Source organism: uncultured Bradyrhizobium sp., from assembly GCF_936943645.1.
In the GTDB taxonomy this organism is placed as follows: domain Bacteria; phylum Pseudomonadota; class Alphaproteobacteria; order Rhizobiales; family Xanthobacteraceae; genus Bradyrhizobium.
Window position 1 is genome coordinate 58,069 of record NZ_CAKZJO010000044.1, and the last position, 21,030, is coordinate 79,098.

The 21,030-nt window shown below is 64.4% G+C and carries 23 protein-coding genes; 6 read left to right on the top strand and 17 right to left on the bottom strand.

Features of this window, described 5'->3' with window-relative positions; all coding sequences use genetic code 11:
* Position 1: 1 nt before the first annotated feature.
* The 4 genes from Q0743_RS06675 to Q0743_RS06690 all read right to left on the bottom strand — a co-directional run bounded on the left by Q0743_RS06675 (position 2) and on the right by Q0743_RS06690 (position 3,783).
* A complete protein-coding gene (locus Q0743_RS06675; RefSeq protein ID WP_298240777.1) occupies positions 2 to 865 on the bottom strand; it encodes a branched-chain amino acid ABC transporter permease in 864 nt (287 codons plus the stop codon).
* Between the two features lie 74 nt (positions 866 to 939).
* Positions 940 to 2,163 carry an ABC transporter substrate-binding protein gene (locus tag Q0743_RS06680; RefSeq protein WP_298240778.1) on the bottom strand — a complete coding sequence of 408 codons (1,224 nt, stop codon included), beginning with the start codon at positions 2,161 to 2,163 and terminating at the stop codon, positions 940 to 942.
* Between the two features lie 113 nt (positions 2,164 to 2,276).
* Positions 2,277 to 3,035 (bottom strand): ABC transporter ATP-binding protein, encoded by a 759-nt coding sequence (locus tag Q0743_RS06685; RefSeq protein ID WP_298240779.1) that lies wholly within the window; start codon positions 3,033 to 3,035, stop codon positions 2,277 to 2,279.
* Entirely contained in the window at positions 3,028 to 3,783 is a 756-nt protein-coding gene (locus Q0743_RS06690; RefSeq protein WP_028178025.1) for an ABC transporter ATP-binding protein, read from the bottom strand. Before Q0743_RS06690 ends, Q0743_RS06685 begins: the two co-directional genes overlap by 8 nt.
* A gap of 367 nt (positions 3,784 to 4,150) precedes the next feature.
* Here Q0743_RS06690 and Q0743_RS06695 point away from each other — a divergent pair, with 367 nt between their 5' ends.
* Positions 4,151 to 4,798 carry a hypothetical protein gene (locus tag Q0743_RS06695; RefSeq protein WP_298240780.1) on the top strand — a complete coding sequence of 216 codons (648 nt, stop codon included), beginning with the start codon at positions 4,151 to 4,153 and terminating at the stop codon, positions 4,796 to 4,798.
* A gap of 24 nt (positions 4,799 to 4,822) precedes the next feature.
* Here the strand turns inward: Q0743_RS06695 and Q0743_RS06700 are convergent, their stop codons facing one another.
* On the bottom strand, positions 4,823 to 5,182 hold the full coding sequence (locus Q0743_RS06700; RefSeq protein ID WP_298240799.1) for an ArsC family reductase: 360 nt from the start codon (positions 5,180 to 5,182) through the stop codon (positions 4,823 to 4,825).
* A gap of 105 nt (positions 5,183 to 5,287) precedes the next feature.
* Here Q0743_RS06700 and Q0743_RS06705 point away from each other — a divergent pair, with 105 nt between their 5' ends.
* The 3 genes from Q0743_RS06705 (at position 5,288) to Q0743_RS06715 (ending at position 7,289) form a co-directional block, all read left to right on the top strand.
* On the top strand, positions 5,288 to 5,659 hold the full coding sequence (locus Q0743_RS06705) for a tRNA-binding protein (protein WP_100175635.1): 372 nt from the start codon (positions 5,288 to 5,290) through the stop codon (positions 5,657 to 5,659).
* A 211-nt stretch (positions 5,660 to 5,870) separates the two neighbouring features.
* A complete protein-coding gene (locus Q0743_RS06710; RefSeq protein ID WP_298240781.1) occupies positions 5,871 to 6,503 on the top strand; it encodes a TetR/AcrR family transcriptional regulator in 633 nt (210 codons plus the stop codon).
* 3 nt (positions 6,504 to 6,506) lie between these two features.
* Positions 6,507 to 7,289: a sulfite exporter TauE/SafE family protein gene (locus Q0743_RS06715; protein ID WP_298240782.1), complete on the top strand. Its 783-nt coding sequence runs from the start codon at positions 6,507 to 6,509 to the stop codon at positions 7,287 to 7,289.
* 2 nt (positions 7,290 to 7,291) lie between these two features.
* On the opposite strand, the gene Q0743_RS06720 is transcribed toward Q0743_RS06715, so the two are convergent.
* The 3 genes from Q0743_RS06720 to Q0743_RS06730 all read right to left on the bottom strand — a co-directional run bounded on the left by Q0743_RS06720 (position 7,292) and on the right by Q0743_RS06730 (position 9,002).
* Positions 7,292 to 7,996, bottom strand: coding sequence for a glutathione S-transferase N-terminal domain-containing protein (locus tag Q0743_RS06720; protein ID WP_298240783.1), 705 nt, complete (start codon positions 7,994 to 7,996; stop codon positions 7,292 to 7,294).
* A gap of 80 nt (positions 7,997 to 8,076) precedes the next feature.
* Positions 8,077 to 8,220: a hypothetical protein gene (locus tag Q0743_RS06725; RefSeq protein ID WP_298240784.1), complete on the bottom strand. Its 144-nt coding sequence runs from the start codon at positions 8,218 to 8,220 to the stop codon at positions 8,077 to 8,079.
* Between the two features lie 116 nt (positions 8,221 to 8,336).
* Positions 8,337 to 9,002 (bottom strand): DUF429 domain-containing protein, encoded by a 666-nt coding sequence (locus Q0743_RS06730; RefSeq protein ID WP_298240800.1) that lies wholly within the window; start codon positions 9,000 to 9,002, stop codon positions 8,337 to 8,339.
* 1,213 nt (positions 9,003 to 10,215) lie between these two features.
* On the opposite strand from Q0743_RS06730, the gene Q0743_RS06735 reads away from it, so the two are divergent.
* Together Q0743_RS06735 and Q0743_RS06740 are read left to right on the top strand one after the other, a co-directional pair.
* Positions 10,216 to 11,541, top strand: a complete 1,326-nt coding sequence (locus tag Q0743_RS06735; RefSeq protein WP_298240785.1) for a TROVE domain-containing protein — start codon at positions 10,216 to 10,218, stop codon at positions 11,539 to 11,541.
* Between the two features lie 111 nt (positions 11,542 to 11,652).
* Positions 11,653 to 12,993, top strand: a complete 1,341-nt coding sequence (locus Q0743_RS06740; protein WP_298240786.1) for an RtcB family protein — start codon at positions 11,653 to 11,655, stop codon at positions 12,991 to 12,993.
* A gap of 42 nt (positions 12,994 to 13,035) precedes the next feature.
* Here the strand turns inward: Q0743_RS06740 and Q0743_RS06745 are convergent, their stop codons facing one another.
* From Q0743_RS06745 to Q0743_RS06785, 9 genes are all read right to left on the bottom strand, one after another.
* Positions 13,036 to 13,383: a carboxymuconolactone decarboxylase family protein gene (locus tag Q0743_RS06745; protein WP_298240787.1), complete on the bottom strand. Its 348-nt coding sequence runs from the start codon at positions 13,381 to 13,383 to the stop codon at positions 13,036 to 13,038.
* A gap of 3 nt (positions 13,384 to 13,386) precedes the next feature.
* Complete coding sequence (locus Q0743_RS06750; RefSeq protein ID WP_298240788.1) at positions 13,387 to 13,908, bottom strand: sigma-70 family RNA polymerase sigma factor; 522 nt, start codon at positions 13,906 to 13,908, stop codon at positions 13,387 to 13,389.
* Positions 13,905 to 14,114: a DUF2892 domain-containing protein gene (locus Q0743_RS06755; protein ID WP_298240789.1), complete on the bottom strand. Its 210-nt coding sequence runs from the start codon at positions 14,112 to 14,114 to the stop codon at positions 13,905 to 13,907. The genes Q0743_RS06750 and Q0743_RS06755 overlap by 4 nt, the downstream gene beginning before the upstream one ends.
* 95 nt (positions 14,115 to 14,209) lie before the next feature.
* Positions 14,210 to 15,352, bottom strand: a complete 1,143-nt coding sequence (locus tag Q0743_RS06760; RefSeq protein WP_298240790.1) for a serine hydrolase — start codon at positions 15,350 to 15,352, stop codon at positions 14,210 to 14,212.
* A gap of 114 nt (positions 15,353 to 15,466) precedes the next feature.
* Entirely contained in the window at positions 15,467 to 16,159 is a 693-nt protein-coding gene (locus Q0743_RS06765; protein ID WP_298240791.1) for a GNAT family N-acetyltransferase, read from the bottom strand.
* Between the two features lie 4 nt (positions 16,160 to 16,163).
* Entirely contained in the window at positions 16,164 to 16,511 is a 348-nt protein-coding gene (locus Q0743_RS06770; protein WP_298240792.1) for a Lin0512 family protein, read from the bottom strand.
* Between the two features lie 25 nt (positions 16,512 to 16,536).
* A complete protein-coding gene (locus tag Q0743_RS06775; RefSeq protein WP_298240793.1) occupies positions 16,537 to 18,363 on the bottom strand; it encodes a chloride channel protein in 1,827 nt (608 codons plus the stop codon).
* A gap of 103 nt (positions 18,364 to 18,466) precedes the next feature.
* Positions 18,467 to 18,835 (bottom strand): glyoxalase, encoded by a 369-nt coding sequence (locus tag Q0743_RS06780; RefSeq protein ID WP_298240794.1) that lies wholly within the window; start codon positions 18,833 to 18,835, stop codon positions 18,467 to 18,469.
* A 31-nt stretch (positions 18,836 to 18,866) separates the two neighbouring features.
* Positions 18,867 to 20,522 carry an acetolactate synthase large subunit gene (locus Q0743_RS06785; RefSeq protein ID WP_298240795.1) on the bottom strand — a complete coding sequence of 552 codons (1,656 nt, stop codon included), beginning with the start codon at positions 20,520 to 20,522 and terminating at the stop codon, positions 18,867 to 18,869.
* Between the last annotated feature and the right edge of the window lie 508 nt (positions 20,523 to 21,030).

Genomic DNA, 21,030 nt, shown 5'->3' on the forward strand with positions numbered 1-21,030 from the left:
ATCAGGCCGCCCTTCCCGTCAATCCCGTTGGCTTCACCAGGAGCACCAGCACCATCAGCACGAACACGACGGTGTTGGAGGCCTCGGGGTAGAAATATTTGGTCAGGCCCTCGATCACACCGAGCGCGAAGCCGGTGATGATGGAGCCCATGATCGAACCCATGCCGCCGATCACGACCACCGCGAACACGACGATGATGAGGTCGGCGCCCATCAGCGGGCGGACCTGGTTGATCGGCGCGGAAAGCACGCCGGCCAGCGCGGCAAGACCGACGCCGAGGCCGTAGGTGAGCGTGATCATGCGCGGCACGTTGACGCCGAAAGCGCGCACCAGCGTCGGATTTTCGGTGGCGGCGCGCAGATAAGCGCCGAGCCGCGTCTTCTCGATCAGGAACCAGGTCGCAATGCACACCACCAGCGAGAAGATGACGACCCACCCACGGTAGATCGGCAGGAACATGAAGCCGAGATTCATGCCGCCCTTGAGCTGGTCCGGAATCGCGTAAGGCAGGCCGGAGGAGCCGAAATAGTTCTGGAACACGCCCTGCACGATCAGCGCGATGCCGAAGGTCAGGAGCAGGCCGTAGAGGTGATCCAGGCCAGTCAGCCATTGCAGCATGGTCCGCTCGAGGATCATGCCGAAGATGCCGACGATGATGGGCGCAAACAGCAGCGCCCACCAGTAGTTGATCCCGCCGAGGTTCAACAGGAAATAGGCGACGAAGGCGCCCATCATGTAGAGCGCGCCATGGGCGAAATTGATGATGTTGAGCATGCCGAAGATCACGGCAAGCCCGAGACTGAGCAGCGCGTAGAACGAGCCGTTGATCAGTCCCACCAGTAGCTGAGCGTATAGAGCCTGCATCGATCCCGCACCCGATCCCTTAGGCGTTCCCTTGAAAGTCGCCCGCAAGCCCTAGAGGCCTGCGGGCCGTTGTCTTACTTCTTCAACAGCGCGCATTTGCTTTCGGACAGCGGCGTGAAGGCCTGGTCGCCCGGCACCGTGCCGACCAGCTTGTAGAAGTCCCACGGTCCCTTGGACTCCGAAGGCTTCTTCACCTCGAACAGATAGGCGTTGTGGATGGTGCGGCCGTTGGGCTGGATCTCGCCCTTGCCGAACAGATCGTCCTCCGTCGGCATCGACTTCATCTTTTCCACGACCTTGACGCCGTCATGCGGATTGCCGCCGAGCGCGTCCAGCGCCTTGAGATAGTGACGCACGCCTGCATAGACGCCGGCCTGCACCATGGTGGGCGGCGCGTTGTTCTTCATCTTCTCGGCGAAGCGCTTCGAGAACGCCCGGGTCTTGTCATTCATGTCCCAATAGAACGTCTCGGTGAAGTTGAGGCCCTGCGCCGTCTCCAGCCCGATCGCCTTGACGTCGGTGAGGAAGAGCAGGAGCGCCGCGAGCTTCTGACCGCCCTTGCCGATGCCGAACTCGGCCGCCTGCTTGATCGTGTTGGTGGTGTCGCCGCCGGCATTGGCAAGACCGATGATCTTTGCCTTGGACGACTGCGCCTGGAGCAGGAAGGACGAGAAGTCCGGCGTGTTCAGCGGATGCTTGACGCCGCCGATCACCTTGCCGCCGTTGGCGGTGACGACCGCCGTGGTGTCACGCTCGAGTGCCGCACCGAAGGCGTAGTCGGCGGTCAGGAAGAACCAGCTGTCGCCGCCCGCCTTGACCAGTGCCTGGCCGGTGGTGTGGGCCAGCATATAGGTGTCGTAGGTCCAGTGCACGGTGTTGGGCGAGCACTGCGCGTTGGTGAGGTCGGAGGTCGCCGCACCCGAATTGATATAGACGCCGTTCTTTTCCTTGATGACGTTGTTGACGGCGAGCGCCACGCCGGAGTTCGGCACGTCGACGATGATGTCGACCTTGTCGACGTCGAACCATTGCCGCGCGATCGCGGTGCCGATGTCGGGCTTGTTCTGATGGTCGCCGGAGATGATGTCGATCTTCCAGCCCTTTGCAGCCAGACCGGAATCCTCGACGGCCATCTGGGCGGCGAGAGTCGAGCCGGGCCCGCCGAGATCGGCATAGAGACCGGACTGATCGGACAGCGCGCCGATCTTGACGGTCTTGTCCTGCGCGGATGCGACGCCTGTCACGGCGAAGGTGAGCGCGGTGGTCAACAGCAACGATGCAATCGACTTCGTCTTCATGCAACTTTCCTTCTTGAATTTTCTCGTTGGCAGTTCGTCTGTCTGAGCACGCTTGTCCCGGAAAACCGCCATACAGATTACGATAGCGCGGCCCGCCGGTTTCAGATCATGCTCTAGACACCCAAATAGGTGTGGAGCTTGTCCATGTTGGCGGCAAGCTCGGCATTGGAAAACCCGTCAATGATCTTGCCGTGCTCGACCACGTAGTAACGGTCGGCGACGGTGGATGCGAAGCGGAAATTCTGCTCGACCAGGAGGATCGTGAAACCTTCCTTCTTGAGCCGCGCGATGGTGTGGCCGATCTGCTGGATGATGACGGGGGCAAGGCCCTCGGTCGGCTCGTCCAGCATCAGGAAGCTCGCGCCGGTGCGCAGGATGCGCGCGATCGCGAGCATCTGCTGCTCACCGCCGGACAGCTTGGTGCCCTGGCTGTTGAGCCGCTCCTTCAGGTTCGGGAACAACTCGAAGATCTGCTCGAGCGGCAATCCGCCTTCACGGACCACCGGCGGCAGCATCAAATTCTCGCGCACGTCGAGGCTGGAGAATATGCCCCGCTCCTCCGGGCAGAACGCGATGCCACTGCGCGCGATCTTGTCGGAGGTCGTGCGGATGATCTCCTGGTTGTTGAACTTCACCGACCCGGTACGCTTGCCGATGATGCCCATGATCGACTTCAGCGTGGTCGTCTTGCCGGCGCCGTTGCGCCCGAGCAGGGTGACGACCTCGCCCGCATTCACGTCGAAGTTGATCCCGTGCAGGATGTGGGACTCGCCGTACCATGCTTCGAGGTTGCGGACCTGAAGGATGTTTCCGCCGGTCGCGGCCTTGGCAGAACCCTTGGCCGGAGCCTCGGCGATCGCAGTGTCAGGCATGACCGGCTCCCAGATAGGCTTCCTTGACGCGCTCGTCCTTGGTGAGCTCCGAGTAGTGGCCCTGCGCGAGCACCTGCCCGCGCGTCAGCACGGTGATGATGTCAGAGAGGTTGGCCACGACGCTCAAATTATGCTCGACCATCAGGATGGTGTATTTGGCGGAGATGCGCTTGATCAGCGCCGCGATCTTGTCGATGTCCTCGTGGCCCATACCGGCCATCGGCTCGTCCAGCAGCATCATCTCAGGGTCGAGCGCGAGCGTCGTTGCGATCTCGAGTGCGCGCTTGCGTCCATAGGGCATCTCGACCGCAGGCGTGTTGGCGAATTCGCTGAGGCCGACGTCGTTCAAGAGCTCGCGCGCGCGATCGTTGAAGCGGTTGAGCACCGACTTGGAACGCCAGAAATCGAACGACGAGCCGTGCTGGCGCTGAAGCGCGACGCGGACGTTCTCCTGCGCGGTGAGATGCGGAAACACCGCCGAAATCTGGAACGAGCGAACAAGCCCCATCCGAGCCACGTCGGCAGGCGCCATCGCGGTAATGTCCTGCCCCTTGTACAGGATTTTTCCGGCAGACGGTTTGAGGAACTTGGTCAGAAGATTGAAGCAGGTCGTCTTGCCGGCCCCGTTCGGGCCAATCAACGCATGAATGCTTCCACGGCGAACCTTGAGCGCAACGTCGCGGACGGCGAAGAAGCCCGCAAACTCCTTGGTCAAGCCTTCCGTTTCGAGAATAAACTCATCGGCCAAACAGATTTCCCCCTGCCCGCGCCAGCTGCGTGGCTGTGCTTGTTGCTTCGACCTTCCGGAGGCCTTGGATCAAGTCCTTGGAGTCTATCCTTGGAGCCTATCCGGAACGCCCTCTCCGGGCGCGGAATATGCCGGAGGTGACGGGGGTTAGGCAAGGCGGAAAGCTGAGCAGATCAGGCCTCCGGCTGGGATACAAATGCTCCCTTAGTCGGAGGTGTTGATGTCGTGCCTGCCCGGCCTCCCGGTTCGCGAAGGCACCGGTCGTCAAGTCGTCGTTAACGGTCTTTCGTTCCGGGCGCCAGCCTTCATCAAAAATTTTCCCGCAAGCGCGATCATGCGCGGGTTTTGATGGTCTGGGAATATTGTCTTGGATTTCACCAGCGCCGCTCCGTCCGTCGTCAAGTCGATCAGGCAACGTGATCTCCTGAACACGTGGCTGCGGCTTTATGCGCGCGAGCAGATCGCACCCGCGGTCTGGGAGTATCAGCCTGCGCGGCTCGAGGAAGAGCTGTCCGATCTCATCTATTATACTGTGGACGCTTCGACGCCGGTGCCGCGGCTCACCATCCAGAGCGAAAACACGCGTATCTCGCGTGCTTATGGACATACCGGCAAGGGCGTGCTGCTCGACGATTATCTCGGGCCGCGACTCGCGCCTTACGTGATGCCGATCTATTACGAATGCGTGGCGCGCGGACTGCCCGTCTACAGTGTTGCCGACGTCGACGACGTCTACGGGCGCATCGTCGCTTATGAACGGCTGCTGCTGCCTTTCCAGACCGACGGCAAGGTCTGTCACGTCATCGCTTCGGTCAAGACCTTCTGCGAGGACGGCGGCTTCGAGATCAAGAATCTGATGCGCGGAAATGACGCGCTACCGCGTCCGAAGCTGCGCGCCGTGATCGATCAGGAGCTGTTTCATCGAGCGCCTGGCCGCATTGCGGCGGCCGAGATCGTCGAGTTTGCGGACCAGCCGGATGCCGGCATCCCCACCGAGATCATCGAGCTGAACTAAAAGCGACGAGATCTGGATGAAGCGTCATCGCGATTTGGCGCCGACTTCCTTGGCGTAGACGTCCGGCTTGAAGCCGACCAGCAGCTTGCCGCCGATCTCCAGCACCGGCCGCTTGATCATCGATGGTTGCGCTAGCATCAGGGCCAGCGCCTTTTTTTCGGTGACGCCTTCCTTGTCGGACTCGGGCAGGTTCTTGAACGTCGTCCCGGCGCGATTGAGCAGCGTTTCCCAACCGACCTTGTCGCTCCACTGCTTGAGCTTGTCCTTCTCCACGCCCGCCGTCTTGTAATCGTGGAATTCATACGCGACGCCATGCGTGTCGAGCCAGGCGCGCGCCTTCTTCATGGTGTCGCAGTTCTTGATGCCGTAGATGATGTTGGGCAAGACCAGTTCCTCGCGCATGCGTGGTGCTTCGGCTGCGGCGTTGTACGAAACTCCGCTTCGCGCGACAATATCGCGAACGACGCCAACTCGCCGAACGGACATCTCATGCACGTCACGCACGACCCCGCGGCCGCCGCCGCGCCGACTATCGATTTCAACAGCTTCCTCGCGGTCGATATCCGCGTCGGCACGATCGTCGACGCCAAGCCGTTCCCCGAGGCGCGCAAGCCGGCGTTTCGGCTGTGGATCGATTTCGGACCCGCCATCGGCGTGCGCAAGAGCTCGGCCCAGATCACCGAAAACCATCCGCTCGAGACGCTGGTGGGGCAACAGGTCGCGGCCGTCGTCAATTTCCCACCGCGCCAGATCGGGCCTGTCGTCTCGGAGGTGCTGACGCTCGGTTTCCCCGACGCCGACGGCAAGGTCGTGCTGGTGCAGCCGAGCAAGCCCGTTCCGAACGGCGGACGGCTGTTCTAGCCGCAAGATCGCGTAAGGTCGCCTTCGTGGACGCGCCTGCAACGACATAATCCTGCTCCGTCCCGGCCCCGGGCCGGCTGGCCTTGACCAAAATCCCCCTGCGCGATACAAACTGACTGATCGATCGTTTTTTATTATGATCAACCTGTGGCACCGCCAACGGAGGCCACCAGAAAAACGATCATCCCGTCAGTTATTTAGGGACAGCCCAATGCCCAAGATCAGCGACAAGCAGCGGGAAAGCCGGCGGCAGCAGATCCTCGAAGCCGCCCTCGCCTGTTTCGCCGAGGACGGCTTTCACCAGACCGGCATGGCCGACATCGTCAAGCGATCCGGCCTGAGCCACGGCGCGGTCTATCTCTACTTCCAGAGCAAGGACGATCTGATCGAGGCGCTCGCCGACGACCGGCATAGGCGCGAAGCCGTGCTCAACTCGGTCGCGCAGGGATCGGGCGACCCGATCGAAGGACTTCACGCCTTGGTGCGGGTCTACGCACAATGGCTCACTGATCCCGCAGGCGAAGCGCGCCGTCGCGTCGGCATCCATGGCTGGGCCGAGGCCCTGCGCAACCGCCGCGTCCGCAACAGCGTCGTCGAAGGCATCGACATGCCGCGCGCGCTGATCGTCGCGCTGGTCGAGCGCGGCCAGCATGACGGCCTCATCAAGCGCGATATCGGCGCGGAGGCGATCGCGCGGGTGCTGATCGCGATCTTCCAGGGCTTTGTGCTGCAGAAGTGCTGGGGCGAGGATGTCGACATCGAGGCCTGCATGGCCGCTGTCGCCGTCGTGATCGAGGGATTTCGCACGACCAAGCCCGACGTCAGGCGACGAGCCAGGACGTAGGCGATGTCCTGGCTTCACGACCTCCTCGCCGGTGGCGGCGTCGGCCTGGTCGCCGGGCTGGCATCCGGTTTCACGGGTACGAGCCCGGGCGGCGGCCTCGTGATCTTCTCCGTGCTCTTGCTCGGGGCCGGGCAACACGTCGCCCAGGGCACCTCGCTGATCGCGCAAATTCCGCCGACAGGTCTCGCCGGAATACGCCGCTACTGGCAAGGCGGCAATCGCAGCCCCTTGCCGTGGATCATCTGGATCGGCTTGGGATTTGTGATCGGCGGCGCCGGCGGCGGCTATGCCGCGACTACGGTTTCCGACTCCGTCTTGCAATGGACTTACGTCGCCTATCTGGTCGCGTTGATCGCGCTGTTGATCCTGCGCCAAGACCGCAAGGACGGCAGCTTTGAAGCCGGCGGCCGCGATGACCTTCACTGGCTGCCCCTGCTGCTGATCGGCACGGTCGCCGGCTTTTCCTCCGGCTTCATGGGCATCGGCGGCGGCCTTGCGATCACCGTCGGCCTCGCCGCCGGACTTCGCGTGCCGCAACATCAGGCGCAGCTCGTCAGCCTCGTCTTCTCGGTGATCCCGACCAATCTTCCGGCGGCCTGGATCTATGGGAGTAAGGGGCTCGTGGTCGGCTGGCCGGCCATAACAGGCATTCTCGCCGGCCTCTGGATCGGCACCGACCTCGGCGCACGCATGGCCAATGGCGTGAGCCGATCGGTGCTCCGCCGGGCCATGGTCGCTCTCGTCTCGCTAATGGCGCTCTATATGACCTACAAGGCGCTGACCTGATCCTACGGTCGCTGCGGAATGTTCAGCCCGCGCTGCACCGCCGGGCGCGCAAGCCCGCGCTCGAGCCAGGCGCCGACCGATTTGAACTGAGTGAACTCGACGAGATCGCCCGCGCCATAGAAGCCGATGAGATTGCGCACCCAGCCGAGCATGGAAATGTCGGCGATGGTGTAGTCGTCGTCCATGAACCATTGCCGGCCGGAAAGATGCGCGTCCATCACGCCGAGCAGGCGCCTGGCTTCGGCGACGTAACGGTCGCGGGGCCGCTTGTCCTCGAAATCCTTGCCGGCGAATTTGTGGAAGAAGCCGACCTGACCAAACATTGGCCCGACGCCGCCCATCTGGAAGTGCAGCCATTGCAGCGTCTGGTAGCGGCGCGCGGCATCCCCAGGCAGGAACTTGCCGGTCTTCTCTGCAAGGTATTGCAGGATCGCCCCGGACTCGAACAGCGGCAAAGGCCGGCCGCCGGGACCATTGGGATCGAGGATCGCGGGAATCTTGCCGTTCGGATTGAGCGAGACAAACTCGGGCGTCTTCTGATCATCCTTGCCGAAATCGACCAGATGCACCTCATAGGGTAGTCCGGTCTCCTCCAGCATGATCGAAACCTTGACGCCGTTCGGCGTCGGCAACGAATAGAGCTGGAGCAGCTCGGGATGCTTGGCAGGCCAGCGCTTGGTGACGGCAAAGGCAGACAGATCGGACATCGGAACCCCGGCTGCGTTCGTGGGACGGCGCCTAATCTAGGCGAGCCGGCGAACGGCGCAAGGTCGAGGAGTCAATCGGATTACAATCGCTTCAGCACATGGTTGGTGGCGTAGGCTGTATCGCGCTGCGCGCGCTGCTCGATGAAGAGCTGGCCGGTCATGAGCAACACTCCGGTGAAAACGAGCGCGAGCATCGCGGTCGCGAACTGACTGGCATCATTCATCGCACGAGCGTCTCCGTCTTGTGTTCGGACGGGGAACGCGGACCGACAGGCGGCAGTTCCTGCACGCTTCAAATAAATTGCCGCTTTTTCCCGAATAGAGACCGACGGCCTTGCCCTCAATAATTGATCTCCATCCGCAATCCGCGCGGATCGATCTCCTCGCCGCCGACGCGCTGCGTGCTGTCGCGCGCGGCGATCGCACAGGCGCAAGCGTCGATGAGATCGTCGCGGCCGATGCCGGTGCGGTGGCGAAGCGTCAGCCACCTCTCGACCTCAGTGAAGCCGCGATCTCTCAGCAGCGCGATGCGCTGCTCCCGGCCCCGCAGCGATGTCTTCGGTTCAAGCCGCACGCGCCCTGCCAGATTCCAGAAGATCAATTCCGGATGTGCCTCGCCGATCGTCGCTTGCCGGGCCGGCGTCATGACCTCGTCGACCTCCCGCATCTTGTCCCTGATATTCCAGAGCTGCACCGACACGCCCCTGCCCTTGCCTTCATGCGTCCAATAGTGGCGATTGGCCGCCGCCATGCCGGCAAATGTCCAGAGATCACGGCGCGCGCCGAGAAACACGGCGGGGCCAACCAGCTCACGCGCGCGCAGATCGCATTGGCGATATCCGCCCACGTTCAAACCGATCGGCATGTCGATCATCGCACGCGCATGCGGCATCGCAAGCAGGCGTGTCAGGCCCGGCGAATAATCGAAGCCGTGATCGCCGCGTTCGTCGATCCAGGCTGCGACCCATCCGAAGCGAAATCCATCGAGACCGAGATAGGTCGGCACGTCACGCATCCGTCATTTTCGATTTCTTCGCGCGTCTCGCTTGACATCCGCAAGTTGCGGGCGTATCTCCCGCGCCCTCGCAGACACTTCCGTTTGCGACAAGCACCATGAACCGAGCGATGTCACTCCGCTACGAAAGAATTGTCAGCATGCCGAATAGCTCCAAGCTATTCGATTGCGCATGCCCGGCTCATGGGAGCGATCTTGCCTGACCGCAAGATCGACAGTCCGCTTCTCACGGACCCTCCCGAGCCTGCCGCTCTGGAGGGTTTTTTGTTGCCCGCCGCGCGGCCCCATCGAACGACCGGCCATGGCCGGAACGAGAGACCCGGATCTCGGGGCTCGCGCTGCGAAGGCGCGTGCCCATGCGCGCGGGGCCTGCCGGAGGGAACGAGGCGATGAGCCGGACACCGATGGCAGAGCGAACCCAGATGGTTCGCAACATGCGGCGCGTCGACAGCGCCGCGATAGAATTTCTGTAACTCGGTTTGTCGCGAGCGATCGCGGCTCAACCGACGCTGGTGGTGAAGATGTCGGATACTTTTCCACACGGCACAGCGGGTATGCCTCCCGCCTTTGGCACACGCACCGGGATGCGGCCTCGGAAAAGGTACGCACGCGGCCCGGCGCAGGATCTGTCCGCCGAGGACAGCTCCTGTGTTGTCGTCACTGAAAGCCGATATCGCCCGTTCCCCAGCGTACCCCTCAACGGCCGATGCGAGAGCACCGGCCTGGCGGTGGTGAAGATGTCTGTTACTTCGTGGTGAAGGCGCGAAAGCGCCGAGCAGGTTCGAACCCTGCGCGCCGAAAGGCGGATGGCCCGCAAGGGCAGCAACAGCATCGCCCGTTCCCCGCCAACCCCATCACGGTCCGTGGTGAAGATAGCTGTTACTTCGACTGTGAATCGAGAGGTCGCGGGTTCGAATCCCGCCCGGTGTACTGTGCACCGGTAGCTCAGTGGATAGAGCGCTAGCTGGCCTGCAGGGTAAGCTGCAGGCCGGCGTCTCAGCATCGCCTGTTCCCGGATCGTGTCTGTCTCGTCCCCACCGCCGGTGGTGAAGAGCGCTGTTACTTCGGTGTCGGAGGTTCGAGCCCTCCCGGACGTCAGTCCGTAGCTCAGTTGGTAGAGCACGTTCAGCCCGCAAGGGTGTTTCAGCCTCGCTTGTTCCCCGGCACCTGCTTCCAATCCGCCATCAAACCAGAGGAGGCCGTCATGGTCAGGCTCAACAAGATCGTTCGCGCCTTCACGCGGGAGGGCGCGCGCGCAGTGCGCTTCACGCCCGAGATGGAGCTCAAGCGCGCGCTGATGAACTGCCTCCTGTGGGAGGACCAGTTCTACGAGGACGGCGTCGCGATCGCCGACCGCATCAAGTCGCTCGTGCCCAAGGTCGCGCCCGCCAAGGTCGCGCAGCTTGCGATCGAGGCGCGCGAGGTGATGAAGCTGCGGCACGCGCCTCTGCTCGTCATCCGCGAGATGGCGCGGAGCGAAAAGCATCGCACCCTCGTGGCCGACACGCTTGCCCAGGTGATCCAGCGTCCCGACGAAATGACGGAGCTGCTCGCGATCTACTGGGCCGATGCGCTCGGCCCCATGCAGCAGCGCAAGCGTCAGCCGGTCTCCGCGCAGGTCAAGAAAGGCCTTGCCCGCGCGCTGACCAAGTTCGACGCCTACCAGCTCGCCAAGTGGGACCGCGACGGCGCGGTCCGGATCAGGGACGTTCTCTTCCTGGTCCACGCCAAGCCGAAGGACGCCGACCAGGCCAAGGTGTGGAAGCAGCTCGTCGATGGCGAGCTTGCCTCCCCCGACACCTGGGAGGTTTCGCTCTCGGCCGGCAAGGACAAGCGCGAGACCTTCGAGCGGCTGATCGCCGAGCGCAAGCTCGGCGGCCTGGCGCTGCTGCGTAACCTGCGGCTGATGCAGATTGCGCAGGTCCCGCGCGAGATCATCGCAGGCGCGATCGAGGCGATGCGGACGGATCGCATCCTTCCCTATCGCTTCATCACGGCGGCACGCTATGCGCCGGACTTCGAGCCCGAGCTCGAGGCTGCGATGCTCAAGTCGGTCAAGGACCACGTGCGGCTCCCGGGTCGAACGCGGCTCCTGATCGACGTGTCGGGCTCGATGTTCGCCCCCCTCTCCGCACAGTCGGAAATGACGCGCGCGGAGGCGGCGTGTGGCCTTGCCATTCTCGCGCGCGAGATCTGTGACGAGGTCGAGATCTTCACCTTCTCCGACAGGGTGGTGAAGGTCCCTCCCCGCCGCGGCTTCGCGCTGCGGGATGCGATCATCAGCTCGCAGGCCCATAGCGGGACCTGGCTCGGCAAGGCGGTGACGGAGATCGACCGCAAGGGCGATCGCCTGATCGTCTTCACCGACGAGCAGAGCCACGACCAGGTGCCCGAGCCCCGCGCGCGCGGCACGACGGTCAACGTGGCCTCGTACCAGCACGGTGTCGGCCACGGCGCCTGGACCCGCGTCAACGGCTTCTCCGAGGCCGTGGTGGCGTGGATCGCGGCGTCGGAAACGGCATTGAACTGATGCGCGACGACTACGGCCCCGGACGCGATACGCGCCCGGGGCCTTCAAAATCTCTGAAATGATCCGCCCGCTCCGGCTATGGTGCGCGCGGAATGACAAGGACTTACGACCATGCGACGACCCGATCCCTACATGGAGCGCGCCCGCGAGCTCTGCCTCGCCGCCGGCGTCGATCCCGACTCGCGCGTCGGCGAAGGACGCGGCCAGCCCGCCTGGTGCCTTTACAAGGACGCTGCGCGCAAGGAACATCTCGCCCGCGAGGCCAATGCGACCGCGAGCTCGATCGCCGAGTTCCGGATGCAGGACGCTCGCTTTGCGAACGCGCCGCTGAAGATCTTCGGCCCGCACGAGGATGCGACGATCGCGCAGATGCGCAACTGCATGGCGGTCGGCAACGTCGTGTCCGGCGTGATCTGCGCCGACGGCCATCTCGGTTACGCCCAGCCGGTCGGCGGGGTCATCGCCTATGAGAAGCAGATCAGCATCTCCGGCGTCGGCTTCGATATCGGTTGCGGCAACATGGCGGCCCGGCTCGACACGCGCTTCGACGACATCGCGGACCGTATCCCCACTGTTATCCGCGATGTCGCCAGGACGATCTCGTTCGGCGTCGGCCGTGCCAACGCCGAACGGGCCGAGCACGATTTGTTCGACGACGGCGATGCCTGGCGCGAGAGCGACATGGAGTCGTACCGCCCGAAGGCGGTGAGCCAGCTCGGCACCGTCGGATCGGGCAATCACTATGTCGACCTCATGCGCGACGAGGAAGGCTTCGTCTGGATCGGCGTCCACTTCGGAAGCCGCGGTCTCGGGCACACCTCCGCGACGCGCTACCTCAAGGCCGCCGGCGGCAAGGACGGCATGAACGTCCCACCCGCCGTGGTCGACGAGGATAGCGAGCTCGGCCGCCGCTACATCGCGGCGACGCAGCTCGCCGGGCGTTACGCCTATGCAGGTCGCGAGTGGGTCGTCGAACGCGTCCGCCAGATCATCGGCGGCAGCGTCACCGAGAGTGTGCACAACCACCACAACTATGCCTGGCGTGAGACCCACGACGGGCGCGATTTGTGGGTGGTGCGCAAGGGCGCGACCCCGGCGTTTCCCGGCCAGAAGGGATTCGTCGGCGGCTCCATGGGCGACGATGCCGTCATCCTCGAAGGCGTCGACAGCCCGGAAGCCAGGGCCTCGCTCTACTCGACCGTCCACGGCGCCGGCCGCCTGTTCGGGCGACGCGAGGCGAAGCGGCGCTTCTCGCGCGCGGAGATGGACCAGTGGCTCAACGAGCGCGGCGTCACCTTGATCGGTGCCGATCTCGACGAGAGCCCGATGGCCTATCGCCGCCTGCCTGACGTGCTGGCGCAGCATGCCGGCACCGTGAAGGTGCTGCACACGCTGCGGCCGTTCGCCGTCGCCATGGCCGGCGAAGGCGAGTTCGATCCGTGGAAGGACTGATGCAAGCAGCGGGCGGGAGGTGATGCCTCCCGCCCGCAACGTCTATGTTTCTTCGTCGCCGCGATGCCGCTCGAACAGGCGCTGCGCCAGCAGCGCATGACCGAGCGTGCCGCCGGCACGGACCGCCGCCGCGATCAACGCCACTTCCGCGACCTCTTCCCGCGTTGCACCGGCTTTCGCCGCCTGCGCCGTATGCACGTCGAGGCAATAGACGCATTGCGTGGTCAGCGCGACCGCGAGCGAGATCAGCTCGCGATATTTCGGCGGGATCAATCCATCCTTGCGTTCGACTGCATGGTTGAAGGCCAGGAACGCGTTGGCCTCGACCGGCGCGAGTGCAACGAATGCCGGAATGGATTTCAGATCGTCGGAGCTTTGATAATCGGCCACATCTCACCTCGTCAGATATTCGCGCATCAGGGCGCGGGCGCGATGCAGGCGCGCCTTCACGGTCTGCCTGGTGGCACCAAGCGCGTCGGCGATTTCGTCGATGGTCATTTCCTTGACGTCGCGCATCAGCGCGACATCGCGGTAGTGCGGCGGCAACGCTTCGAACGCCGCAGCCACGTCGAGCCGCAGATCGGCCTCGGGCCGCAGCAGCAACGCAGCCTCCACCTCGCTCTCATCGACAGCAGGGGCAAGACCCGCCTTGCGTGCCAGCCGCAGACATTCGCGGCGAACCACGCTGAACAGCCACGCCGAGACCGCCAGCAGCGAGCGGATGGTGCCGACATGGCGGAACAGGATCCACAGCGCCTCCTGCGTCGCATCCTCGGCATCCGCCGAGCTACGGCAGGTCGCACGCGCATAGCGGCGGATGTCCGGCTGCGCCGTGGCGAGCAGCGAGGCGATCGCATGGGGATCGCCGAGCCGCGCGGACTCGAACAGCTTTGGCGAGATCGCAGCGGCGCTCACGACACGCCCCCTCGTTTGATCCCCGCCACCGCGCACATCGGGCAATAGCCGACGAGCCCGGTCAGCGCGAAGCCGGCGCCGCCCAGCGCGACCAGCCACGCGGTCGCGCCGGTCGAATAAATCAACGCCGCGGCCACCACCGCTGCACCCACGCCAATCCGCACCACCTGGTGCAGGCCGCCGATATTCTTCCTGTAGAATCCCATCGCATCCTCCGACATGAGCCGAGGCCAACCGCCTCGACCATCAAGAGGGAGCGACGACGCAAAAGGATTAGCGGTCGTGGACAATTTTTTCCGGGTTAGCCTCCGACGGCCTGGTAGGCCAGGCGCTTGAACTCGAAGAAGAACGGATTCCAGAAGCCCATATGGCGCTGGGCCATCAGGACGCCGGCCGTGTTGGCCTCTGGGCAGATCCACCAATGGGTGCCGGCAAGCCCGCCCCACTGGAATTCACCGGTCGAATTCGGCGGGTCGAACGGCGTCGGCGCGAAGGTGACGGCGCCGCCGAGGCCGAAGCCCTTGCCGGGGATCGGGCCGAGATTGGCAAAACGGATGGTCTGCCCCGCAGGCAGTTGGTTCGTCGTCATCTGCCGCAGCGTGTCCGGCTTGAGAAGCGTATCCGATCCTGGCAGCAATGCCCGCACCATCACGAGCATGTCCGGCAGGGTCGAGACCAGGCCGCCGCCACCCGACAACCGCGGGAACGGCCGGCGATAGGCCTGCGGAAACGGCAGGTTATCCGCGCGCGTGAGGCCCGGCTTCATGGGATCGAGCACATCGGCGCCATTGTAGAGCGCGACCAGCCTGCCCTGCTGTGCCTCGGGAACATGGAAGCCCGTGTCGGTCATGCCGAGCGGATCGAGGATACGCGCTTTGAGGAACGCATCGAGCGACTTGCCCGAGACGACCTCCACAACGCGGCCGAGCACGTCGGTGGCAACGGAATATTCCCAGGCCGTGCCGGGATGATAGGAGAGCGGCAGATCAGCCAGCTTGTCGATCATGTCGGAGAGCGGCGTCAGCGGATTGAGCACGCGCGCATCGTTATAGCCTTTGAACAGCACGGTGCCGGGATCGAAGATGCCGTAGCTGAGACCGGAGGTGTGGGTCAGGAGCTGGCGGATCGTGATCGGGCTTTTCGCCGGCTCGACGTCGGCAAGGCTTGCGGCCCCCTGCTTCAAGACCTTGCGATTGCCAAGCTGCGGCAGGACCTTTTCGACAGCGTCATCGAGCCCGATGCGGCCTTCCTCGACCAGCAGCATGATGGAGCAGGTGACGAAGATCTTGGTGTTGGAGAACGCGCGGAAGATATGGTCGGGCCGGAGCGCTGTCTTCGCCTCGCGGTCGGCAAAGCCGACGCATTGCTGGTCGATGACCTCGCGTCCGCGCAGCACGGCCCAGGATGCGCCCGGAATGATCTCCTGATCGACGTAGCGCTGCATCGCCGTCCGCACGGCGGAAAATCGGTCGTCCTGGCGTCCATGTGTTTCCCCCAGATTTTGGTTGGGACGGATATAGCGAATATTCGCGGGAAATGAAGGGCGCCTGGAGGGCGCCTATCCCTCCCTCATGAACGCGGTCACGTACAACCGACGCCGGATCCGCATGCCCTGTCGCTGGTAAAGCGCGATCGCCGAACTGTTATTCGAGAACACGTGCAGGAACGGAATTTCGCCGCGCGCCTCGATCCGTCGCGCCACCGCCGCGAGCAGCGCCTGCGCATAGCCGCGGCCGCGATAATCGGGGTGCACGCAGACCGCCGTCATCTCGACGAATTGTCCCGGCTTCATCCGCTCGCCCGTCATGGCAACCAGCTCTCCGCCGGCGCGGATGCCGAGGAAGGTGCCGAGCTCATGGGTGCGCGCAGCAAACGGCCCGGGCTTGGTCAGCTCGACCAGCGCCGTCATCGCCGGCACGTCGGCCGACCCCAGCGTGACGATCTCGGCATCGCGCAGCGGACTGTCGGCAGGCGAGCCGATCATCTGCTCGCCGGTCTCGGCCAGCACGACCTTGAAGCCCGCGGGCATCTCGACCGGCTCCGGCGTGAACAATGCCGCGACCTGCGTGCCCGACAGCAGATCGCGGAGCGCAGCAAAACTTGCTGCGGACATGTCGGCCATGCCGGCGAACGGCGTCATGTCGACGGGATAGCGCCGCGCGAGCGGGCCACCTTCGGCCAGATGCTTGTGGCTCGTCGTCAGCGCGCTCCAGATCGGATGATCCAGCAGCGCCTCATCGCGGTCGGACACCGGCCTAGTCCTTGTCGAAGCTGACGATGACGGCGGCATTGGCGATCAGGATGGGATCGTTGGCGACCTCCGTCGCCGAGGGAATCTCCAGCCCGCCCTTGACCGCGGTGACCGTCACGGTGCCGTAAGGCAGCTCCTTGGCAACGGCTTCCTTGTCCACGGCTTCCGGGTTGGGCACGCCGATGGTGACGTCGACGAACATGTCGTTCGCGGTCTTGCCGATCATCCGGAAGAAGCCGAGGCTCGAATGCCTGATGGCATCAGACACCGCCCGCTTCGCCGCCTTGGTGGCGTCGCGGCCGTGGACGTCGACGCCCATGCCCATCTCGGTGACACAACGAATGCGAGCCATTTTCTATTCCTGCCAGTGCTGGAGTTCAGAGGGGCTGACCTTCCGCGATCCACGCCTCCGGCACAAGCGCCTTTTCGCGCAGGAAATATGCGTTGCGGTCTTCCTCCTGCGCGTTCACGACTGCGCGAATTCGCAGCAAATCCTTGCGGGCGACAAGGCCCACCACGCGATGGCTGGCACGATCGACCACCGGCAGCCGGCCGAGATCGGAGGCAACCATGAGATCGGCGACCCGCCCCAGCACGTCGTCAGGATGCGCCACCACGACGGAGGTGTCAGAGACGACATCGTCCAACGTCGCCGCCTGATGATCGCCCTCGGTGCGCCAGCGCAGTACGTCGGCGCGGGTGACCATGCCGCTCAGCCGACCGTCGGCAGCGACGACGGGATAGGATTTGTGACGGCGCTGATCTGAAGTGAAGAACGCCACCGCCGCGTCGACCGACATGCCAATCGGCAGCGTGTCGACATCGGTGACCATGACATCGGCTGTGCGCATCAATTCGAACGGATCGATCGCATATTCGCGAGTGATGTGCTGGCCGCGGCGCGCGATCTTCTCGGTCAGGATCGAGCGCTTCAGCAGCAGCACGGTGACCGCATGCGCCGCGCCGGTCGCGGCGAGCAGCGGCAGCAGCATGTCGATATTGCCGGTCAGCTCGATCGCGAACATCACGCCGGTGAGCGGCGAGCGCATGGTTCCGCCCATCATCGCGGCCATCCCCACCAGCGCCCAGAATGATGCGCCGCCGGGCAGCATCAGCCCTTCCATCCACCCGGCCGTACCGCCGAGGATGAGCAATGGCGCCAGCACGCCGCCCGACGTGCCCGAGCTCAGCGCGATCACCCAGATCGCCGATTTCACCAGTAACAACCGGATCGCCTCATCGCGGACCATGTGGCCGGACAGCAGGTCGGAGATCACGTCGTAACCAACGCCGAGCGCGCGGGGGTCGACGAGACCACCGAGCCCGACGACGAGGCCGCCAAGCATCGGCCACCACATCCAATGCACCGGCAGATGGTCGAACAAATCCTCGATCGCGTAGAGCAGCCGCGTCATCAGTCCGGATTGCAAGCCGGCGACGATGCCGACACCGATCGCAGCGATGAGCCCCCACCACGGCAGGTCAGGGTGCTCCGCGAACGGAAATAGCGGTCCCGTCCCGAATAGCAGCGGACGCCATGCCGCCGAGATCACCGCGCCCGTCACCACGGGCAGGAAGCTGCGCGGTTTCCATTCGAACAGCAGCAGCTCGACCGCAAGCAGCACGGCCGCGATAGGCGTGCCGAAGATCGCGGTCATGCCGGCTGCGGCGCCCGCGACCAGCAGCGTCTTGCGCTCGGCCGCGGTGAGATGAAAGCACTGCGCGAAGATCGACCCGATCGCGCCGCCGGTCATGATGATCGGGCCCTCCGCGCCGAACGGCCCACCGCTGCCGATCGACACCGCCGAGGACAGCGGCTTCAGGATCGCGACTTTCGGCTGCATGCGGCTGCCGCCGATCAGGATCGCCTCGATCGCCTCGGGGATACCGTGACCGCGGATCTTCTCCGAACCGAACCGTGCCATCAGCCCGATCACCAGACCGCCGAGCGCGGGCGCCAGGACCATCCAGATGCCGGGATGCGCGTTCGCCAGCGAAACGTTCTCGGTGCTGAAATGCCTGAACCAGACCAGATTGGTCACCAGCGCAATCAGCTTCAGCAGCACCCAGGCGGCCCCTGCCCCGAGGCTGCCGACCACGAGGGCCATGCCGATCAGGACCAGCACGCGGCGGTCGGCGGTGAAATCTCCGGGCTTGCCGCGAGGACGCGGGAGGCCGCCGGTCATGTCGGGGGTCTGGCGCATGGAGTGCTCTTTTCAGGACGGTTCTTCGCGCGCCAGCCATTATATCGTGACACGATATATATCAAGGAATGGCTGGTATTCGTCTGCCCCGCCAGATCGAACATCAGCCCGCCACAGGCCTCAGCCGCGTCGGCCAACCGATCCTGACCAGCGTCTCGTCCGGCCCGTTGAGCGCGAACTCGTACATGCCCCAGGGCTTGTCCGTCGGACCTTCGGGTTCGATCATCTCCCCCGCAAACGCCGTCGCAAGCTCATCGACATCTTCGCGGTAGAGGTATAACCCAAACGGGTTTCGGCCCGGCACCAACCAGCCGTCCACGGCCGCCTGGAGATGAACATCTCCACCGCGTCCGTCACTCATCATGCGGTAGCCATCCGGCCCACCATCGACCTTGAATCCGAGTCGCTCAAAGAATCTTTGGGCGGCATCCAGATCATTGCAGGGCAGGATGGCTGTAAGGCGTTCATTCATACGAGCACCGATTTCAATTGCCCCGCCGCTCCTATTTCTGCCTTGTGCGCAGTTCGTCCACCAGCACGCGCACGTTCTCCGAATAGTCGACCGGGATCACGACCAGATGCACGCCGCCCTCCTTGAAGGCGGCATCGAGCGTCGGGCCAAAGCTGTCGATGCTTTCGATCCGATGCCCCTTCGCCCTGTAAGCTTTCGCGTACTGAACAAAATCCGGATTGCCGAAGGTCATGCCGTAATCGGCGAAATGATCGACCGCCTGCTTCCAGCGGATCATGCCGTAGGCATTGTCCTCCAGCACCAGCACGACGAGGTTGAGCCTAAGGCGGACGGCGGTCTCCATCTCCTGGCTGTTCATCATGAAGCCGCCGTCGCCGGCGACCGCGAGCACGCGGCGATCCGGGTAAAGCATCGCGGCCATCATCGCCGACGGCAGGCCGGCACCCATGGTCGCGAGCGCGTTGTCGAGCAGCAGCGTGTTGGCGACGCGGGTGCGGTAGTTGCGCGCGAACCAGATCTTGTACATGCCGTTGTCGAGCGCGACGATGCCGTTCTCCGGGATCACCTGGCGGACGTCGTGCACGATGCGCTGCGGCGTCGGCGGCCAGCGCGCTTCGGTGGCGCGGTCGGCGATATGCCTGAGGATTTCCTCGCGCAGCGGCAGCAGCGCCGCCGCCTGCGGCAGCTTGCCTTCGAGCCGATCGGCGAGCAGCTCCAGGCTCGGTCCGACGTCGCCGACGACCTCGGCGTCCGGAAAATAGACCTGCTCGACGCTGGCCGAGGTGTAGCTGACGTGAATGACCCTCGGCCCCGACGGCCCCATGATGAAGGGCGGCTTCTCGATGGCGTCGTGACCGATCGCGACGATCAGGTCGGCGGCGTCGATGGCGTCGTGGACATAATCACGCTCCGACAGCGCGGCCGTGCCCATGTAGAGATTGGTGCCGCCGGGCACGGTGCCCTTGCCCATCTGCGTGGTGAAGAACGGAATGCCGGTGCGCCGCACGAAGCTTGCAATGCCATGGGTCGAGCGCGGCCGGCTGGTTGCCGCGCCCATCATCACCAGGGGGCGCTTCGCCGCCAGAATCATCTCGGCGGCGCGGTCGAGCGCGGCACGATGAGCGACCGGGATCTCGATCGGGTGGACCGGGATCACGGGCACGGCCGCCACGTCGTCGCCGGCGATGTCCTCGGGCAGTTCGAGATGCACCGGGCCCGGCCGTTCCTCCATGGCGACGCGAAAGGCGTCGCGCACCACGGTCGGAATACTGGAGGCGCTGACGATCTGCCGGGACAGCTTTGTCAGCGGCTTCATGGTTGCGACCACGTCCACGATCTGGAAGCGCGCCTGCCGGCTGCTCATGATCGGCTTCTGGCCGGTGATCAAGATCATCGGCATCGCGCCGAGATGGGCATAGGCCGCGCCGGTGGACAGGTTGAGCGCGCCGGGGCCGAGTGTCGACAGGCAAACACCGGGCCTGCCGGTCAGCCGGCCATGCGTGGCAGCCATGAAGGCCGCGGCCTGCTCGTGGCGGGTGAGGACCAGCTCGATCCTGGAGGTGCGCAGCGATTCGACGAGATCGAGATTTTCCTCGCCGGGGATACCAAAGATCCGATCGACGCCCTCGTTCTCCAGCGCCGCGACAAACAGGTCCGATCCTTTGACTTTGGGTTCCTGCCCGCTCATGTCGCCTCCGCTTGCTGCTGCGCTCCCGTGTTCCAGGAACGGCCGCATCGTAGCGGTCCGGGGCATATGCACAACTCACAAAGAGGCGCGCAATTGCACGAACATCGGCGTTGCGATGAATCGCGACGTTCCCCTCTCTCGTGTCCCGGACGCGGCGCAGCGCGTAGCGATGCGGCGCAGAGCCGGGACCCAGAGGCCGCGCGGTCGGTGATGCATGGGCCCCAACTCTGCAGCGCACCGCCAAGGGGGCGCTGCGCTGCGTCCGGGGCACGAGAGCGAATATTGCGCACCACTCGCCTCACCCTCGTTGCGCGCGAAAGCGACTCTTTCCACGGATGCAGATCTGGATTGCTTCGTCGCAAGTGCTCCTCGCAATGACGAGCAAGCAGACACACCGCCGCATCCTCGCGGCTCACTTCGCCCGAGCTTTGCTTCATCTCGACACCCTCCGTCAGAGCAACTGGGAGGGAAGTAGACCTGCGATCAGACGGGCTCAAGGCTGGTGCTT

What these genes read in the sequence shown, in the direction of transcription:
- Q0743_RS06680 (WP_298240778.1), bottom strand. Translation starts at nt 2,163, where the DNA reads ATGAAGACGAAGTCGATTGCATCGTTGCTGTTGACCACCGCGCTCACC.
- Q0743_RS06685 (WP_298240779.1), bottom strand. Translation starts at nt 3,035, where the DNA reads ATGCCTGACACTGCGATCGCCGAGGCTCCGGCCAAGGGTTCTGCCAAG.
- Q0743_RS06785 (WP_298240795.1), bottom strand. Translation starts at nt 20,522, where the DNA reads ATGAGCGGGCAGGAACCCAAAGTCAAAGGATCGGACCTGTTTGTCGCG.
- Q0743_RS06720 (WP_298240783.1), bottom strand. Translation starts at nt 7,996, where the DNA reads ATGTCCGATCTGTCTGCCTTTGCCGTCACCAAGCGCTGGCCTGCCAAG.
- Q0743_RS06675 (WP_298240777.1), bottom strand. Translation starts at nt 865, where the DNA reads ATGCAGGCTCTATACGCTCAGCTACTGGTGGGACTGATCAACGGCTCG.
- Q0743_RS06715 (WP_298240782.1), top strand. Translation starts at nt 6,507, where the DNA reads ATGTCCTGGCTTCACGACCTCCTCGCCGGTGGCGGCGTCGGCCTGGTC.
- Q0743_RS06755 (WP_298240789.1), bottom strand. Translation starts at nt 14,114, where the DNA reads ATGGGATTCTACAGGAAGAATATCGGCGGCCTGCACCAGGTGGTGCGG.
- Q0743_RS06740 (WP_298240786.1), top strand. Translation starts at nt 11,653, where the DNA reads ATGCGACGACCCGATCCCTACATGGAGCGCGCCCGCGAGCTCTGCCTC.
- Q0743_RS06780 (WP_298240794.1), bottom strand. Translation starts at nt 18,835, where the DNA reads ATGAATGAACGCCTTACAGCCATCCTGCCCTGCAATGATCTGGATGCC.
- Q0743_RS06770 (WP_298240792.1), bottom strand. Translation starts at nt 16,511, where the DNA reads ATGGCTCGCATTCGTTGTGTCACCGAGATGGGCATGGGCGTCGACGTC.
- Q0743_RS06710 (WP_298240781.1), top strand. Translation starts at nt 5,871, where the DNA reads ATGCCCAAGATCAGCGACAAGCAGCGGGAAAGCCGGCGGCAGCAGATC.
- Q0743_RS06725 (WP_298240784.1), bottom strand. Translation starts at nt 8,220, where the DNA reads ATGAATGATGCCAGTCAGTTCGCGACCGCGATGCTCGCGCTCGTTTTC.
- Q0743_RS06705 (WP_100175635.1), top strand. Translation starts at nt 5,288, where the DNA reads ATGCACGTCACGCACGACCCCGCGGCCGCCGCCGCGCCGACTATCGAT.
- Q0743_RS06735 (WP_298240785.1), top strand. Translation starts at nt 10,216, where the DNA reads ATGGTCAGGCTCAACAAGATCGTTCGCGCCTTCACGCGGGAGGGCGCG.
- Q0743_RS06775 (WP_298240793.1), bottom strand. Translation starts at nt 18,363, where the DNA reads ATGCGCCAGACCCCCGACATGACCGGCGGCCTCCCGCGTCCTCGCGGC.
- Q0743_RS06760 (WP_298240790.1), bottom strand. Translation starts at nt 15,352, where the DNA reads ATGCAGCGCTACGTCGATCAGGAGATCATTCCGGGCGCATCCTGGGCC.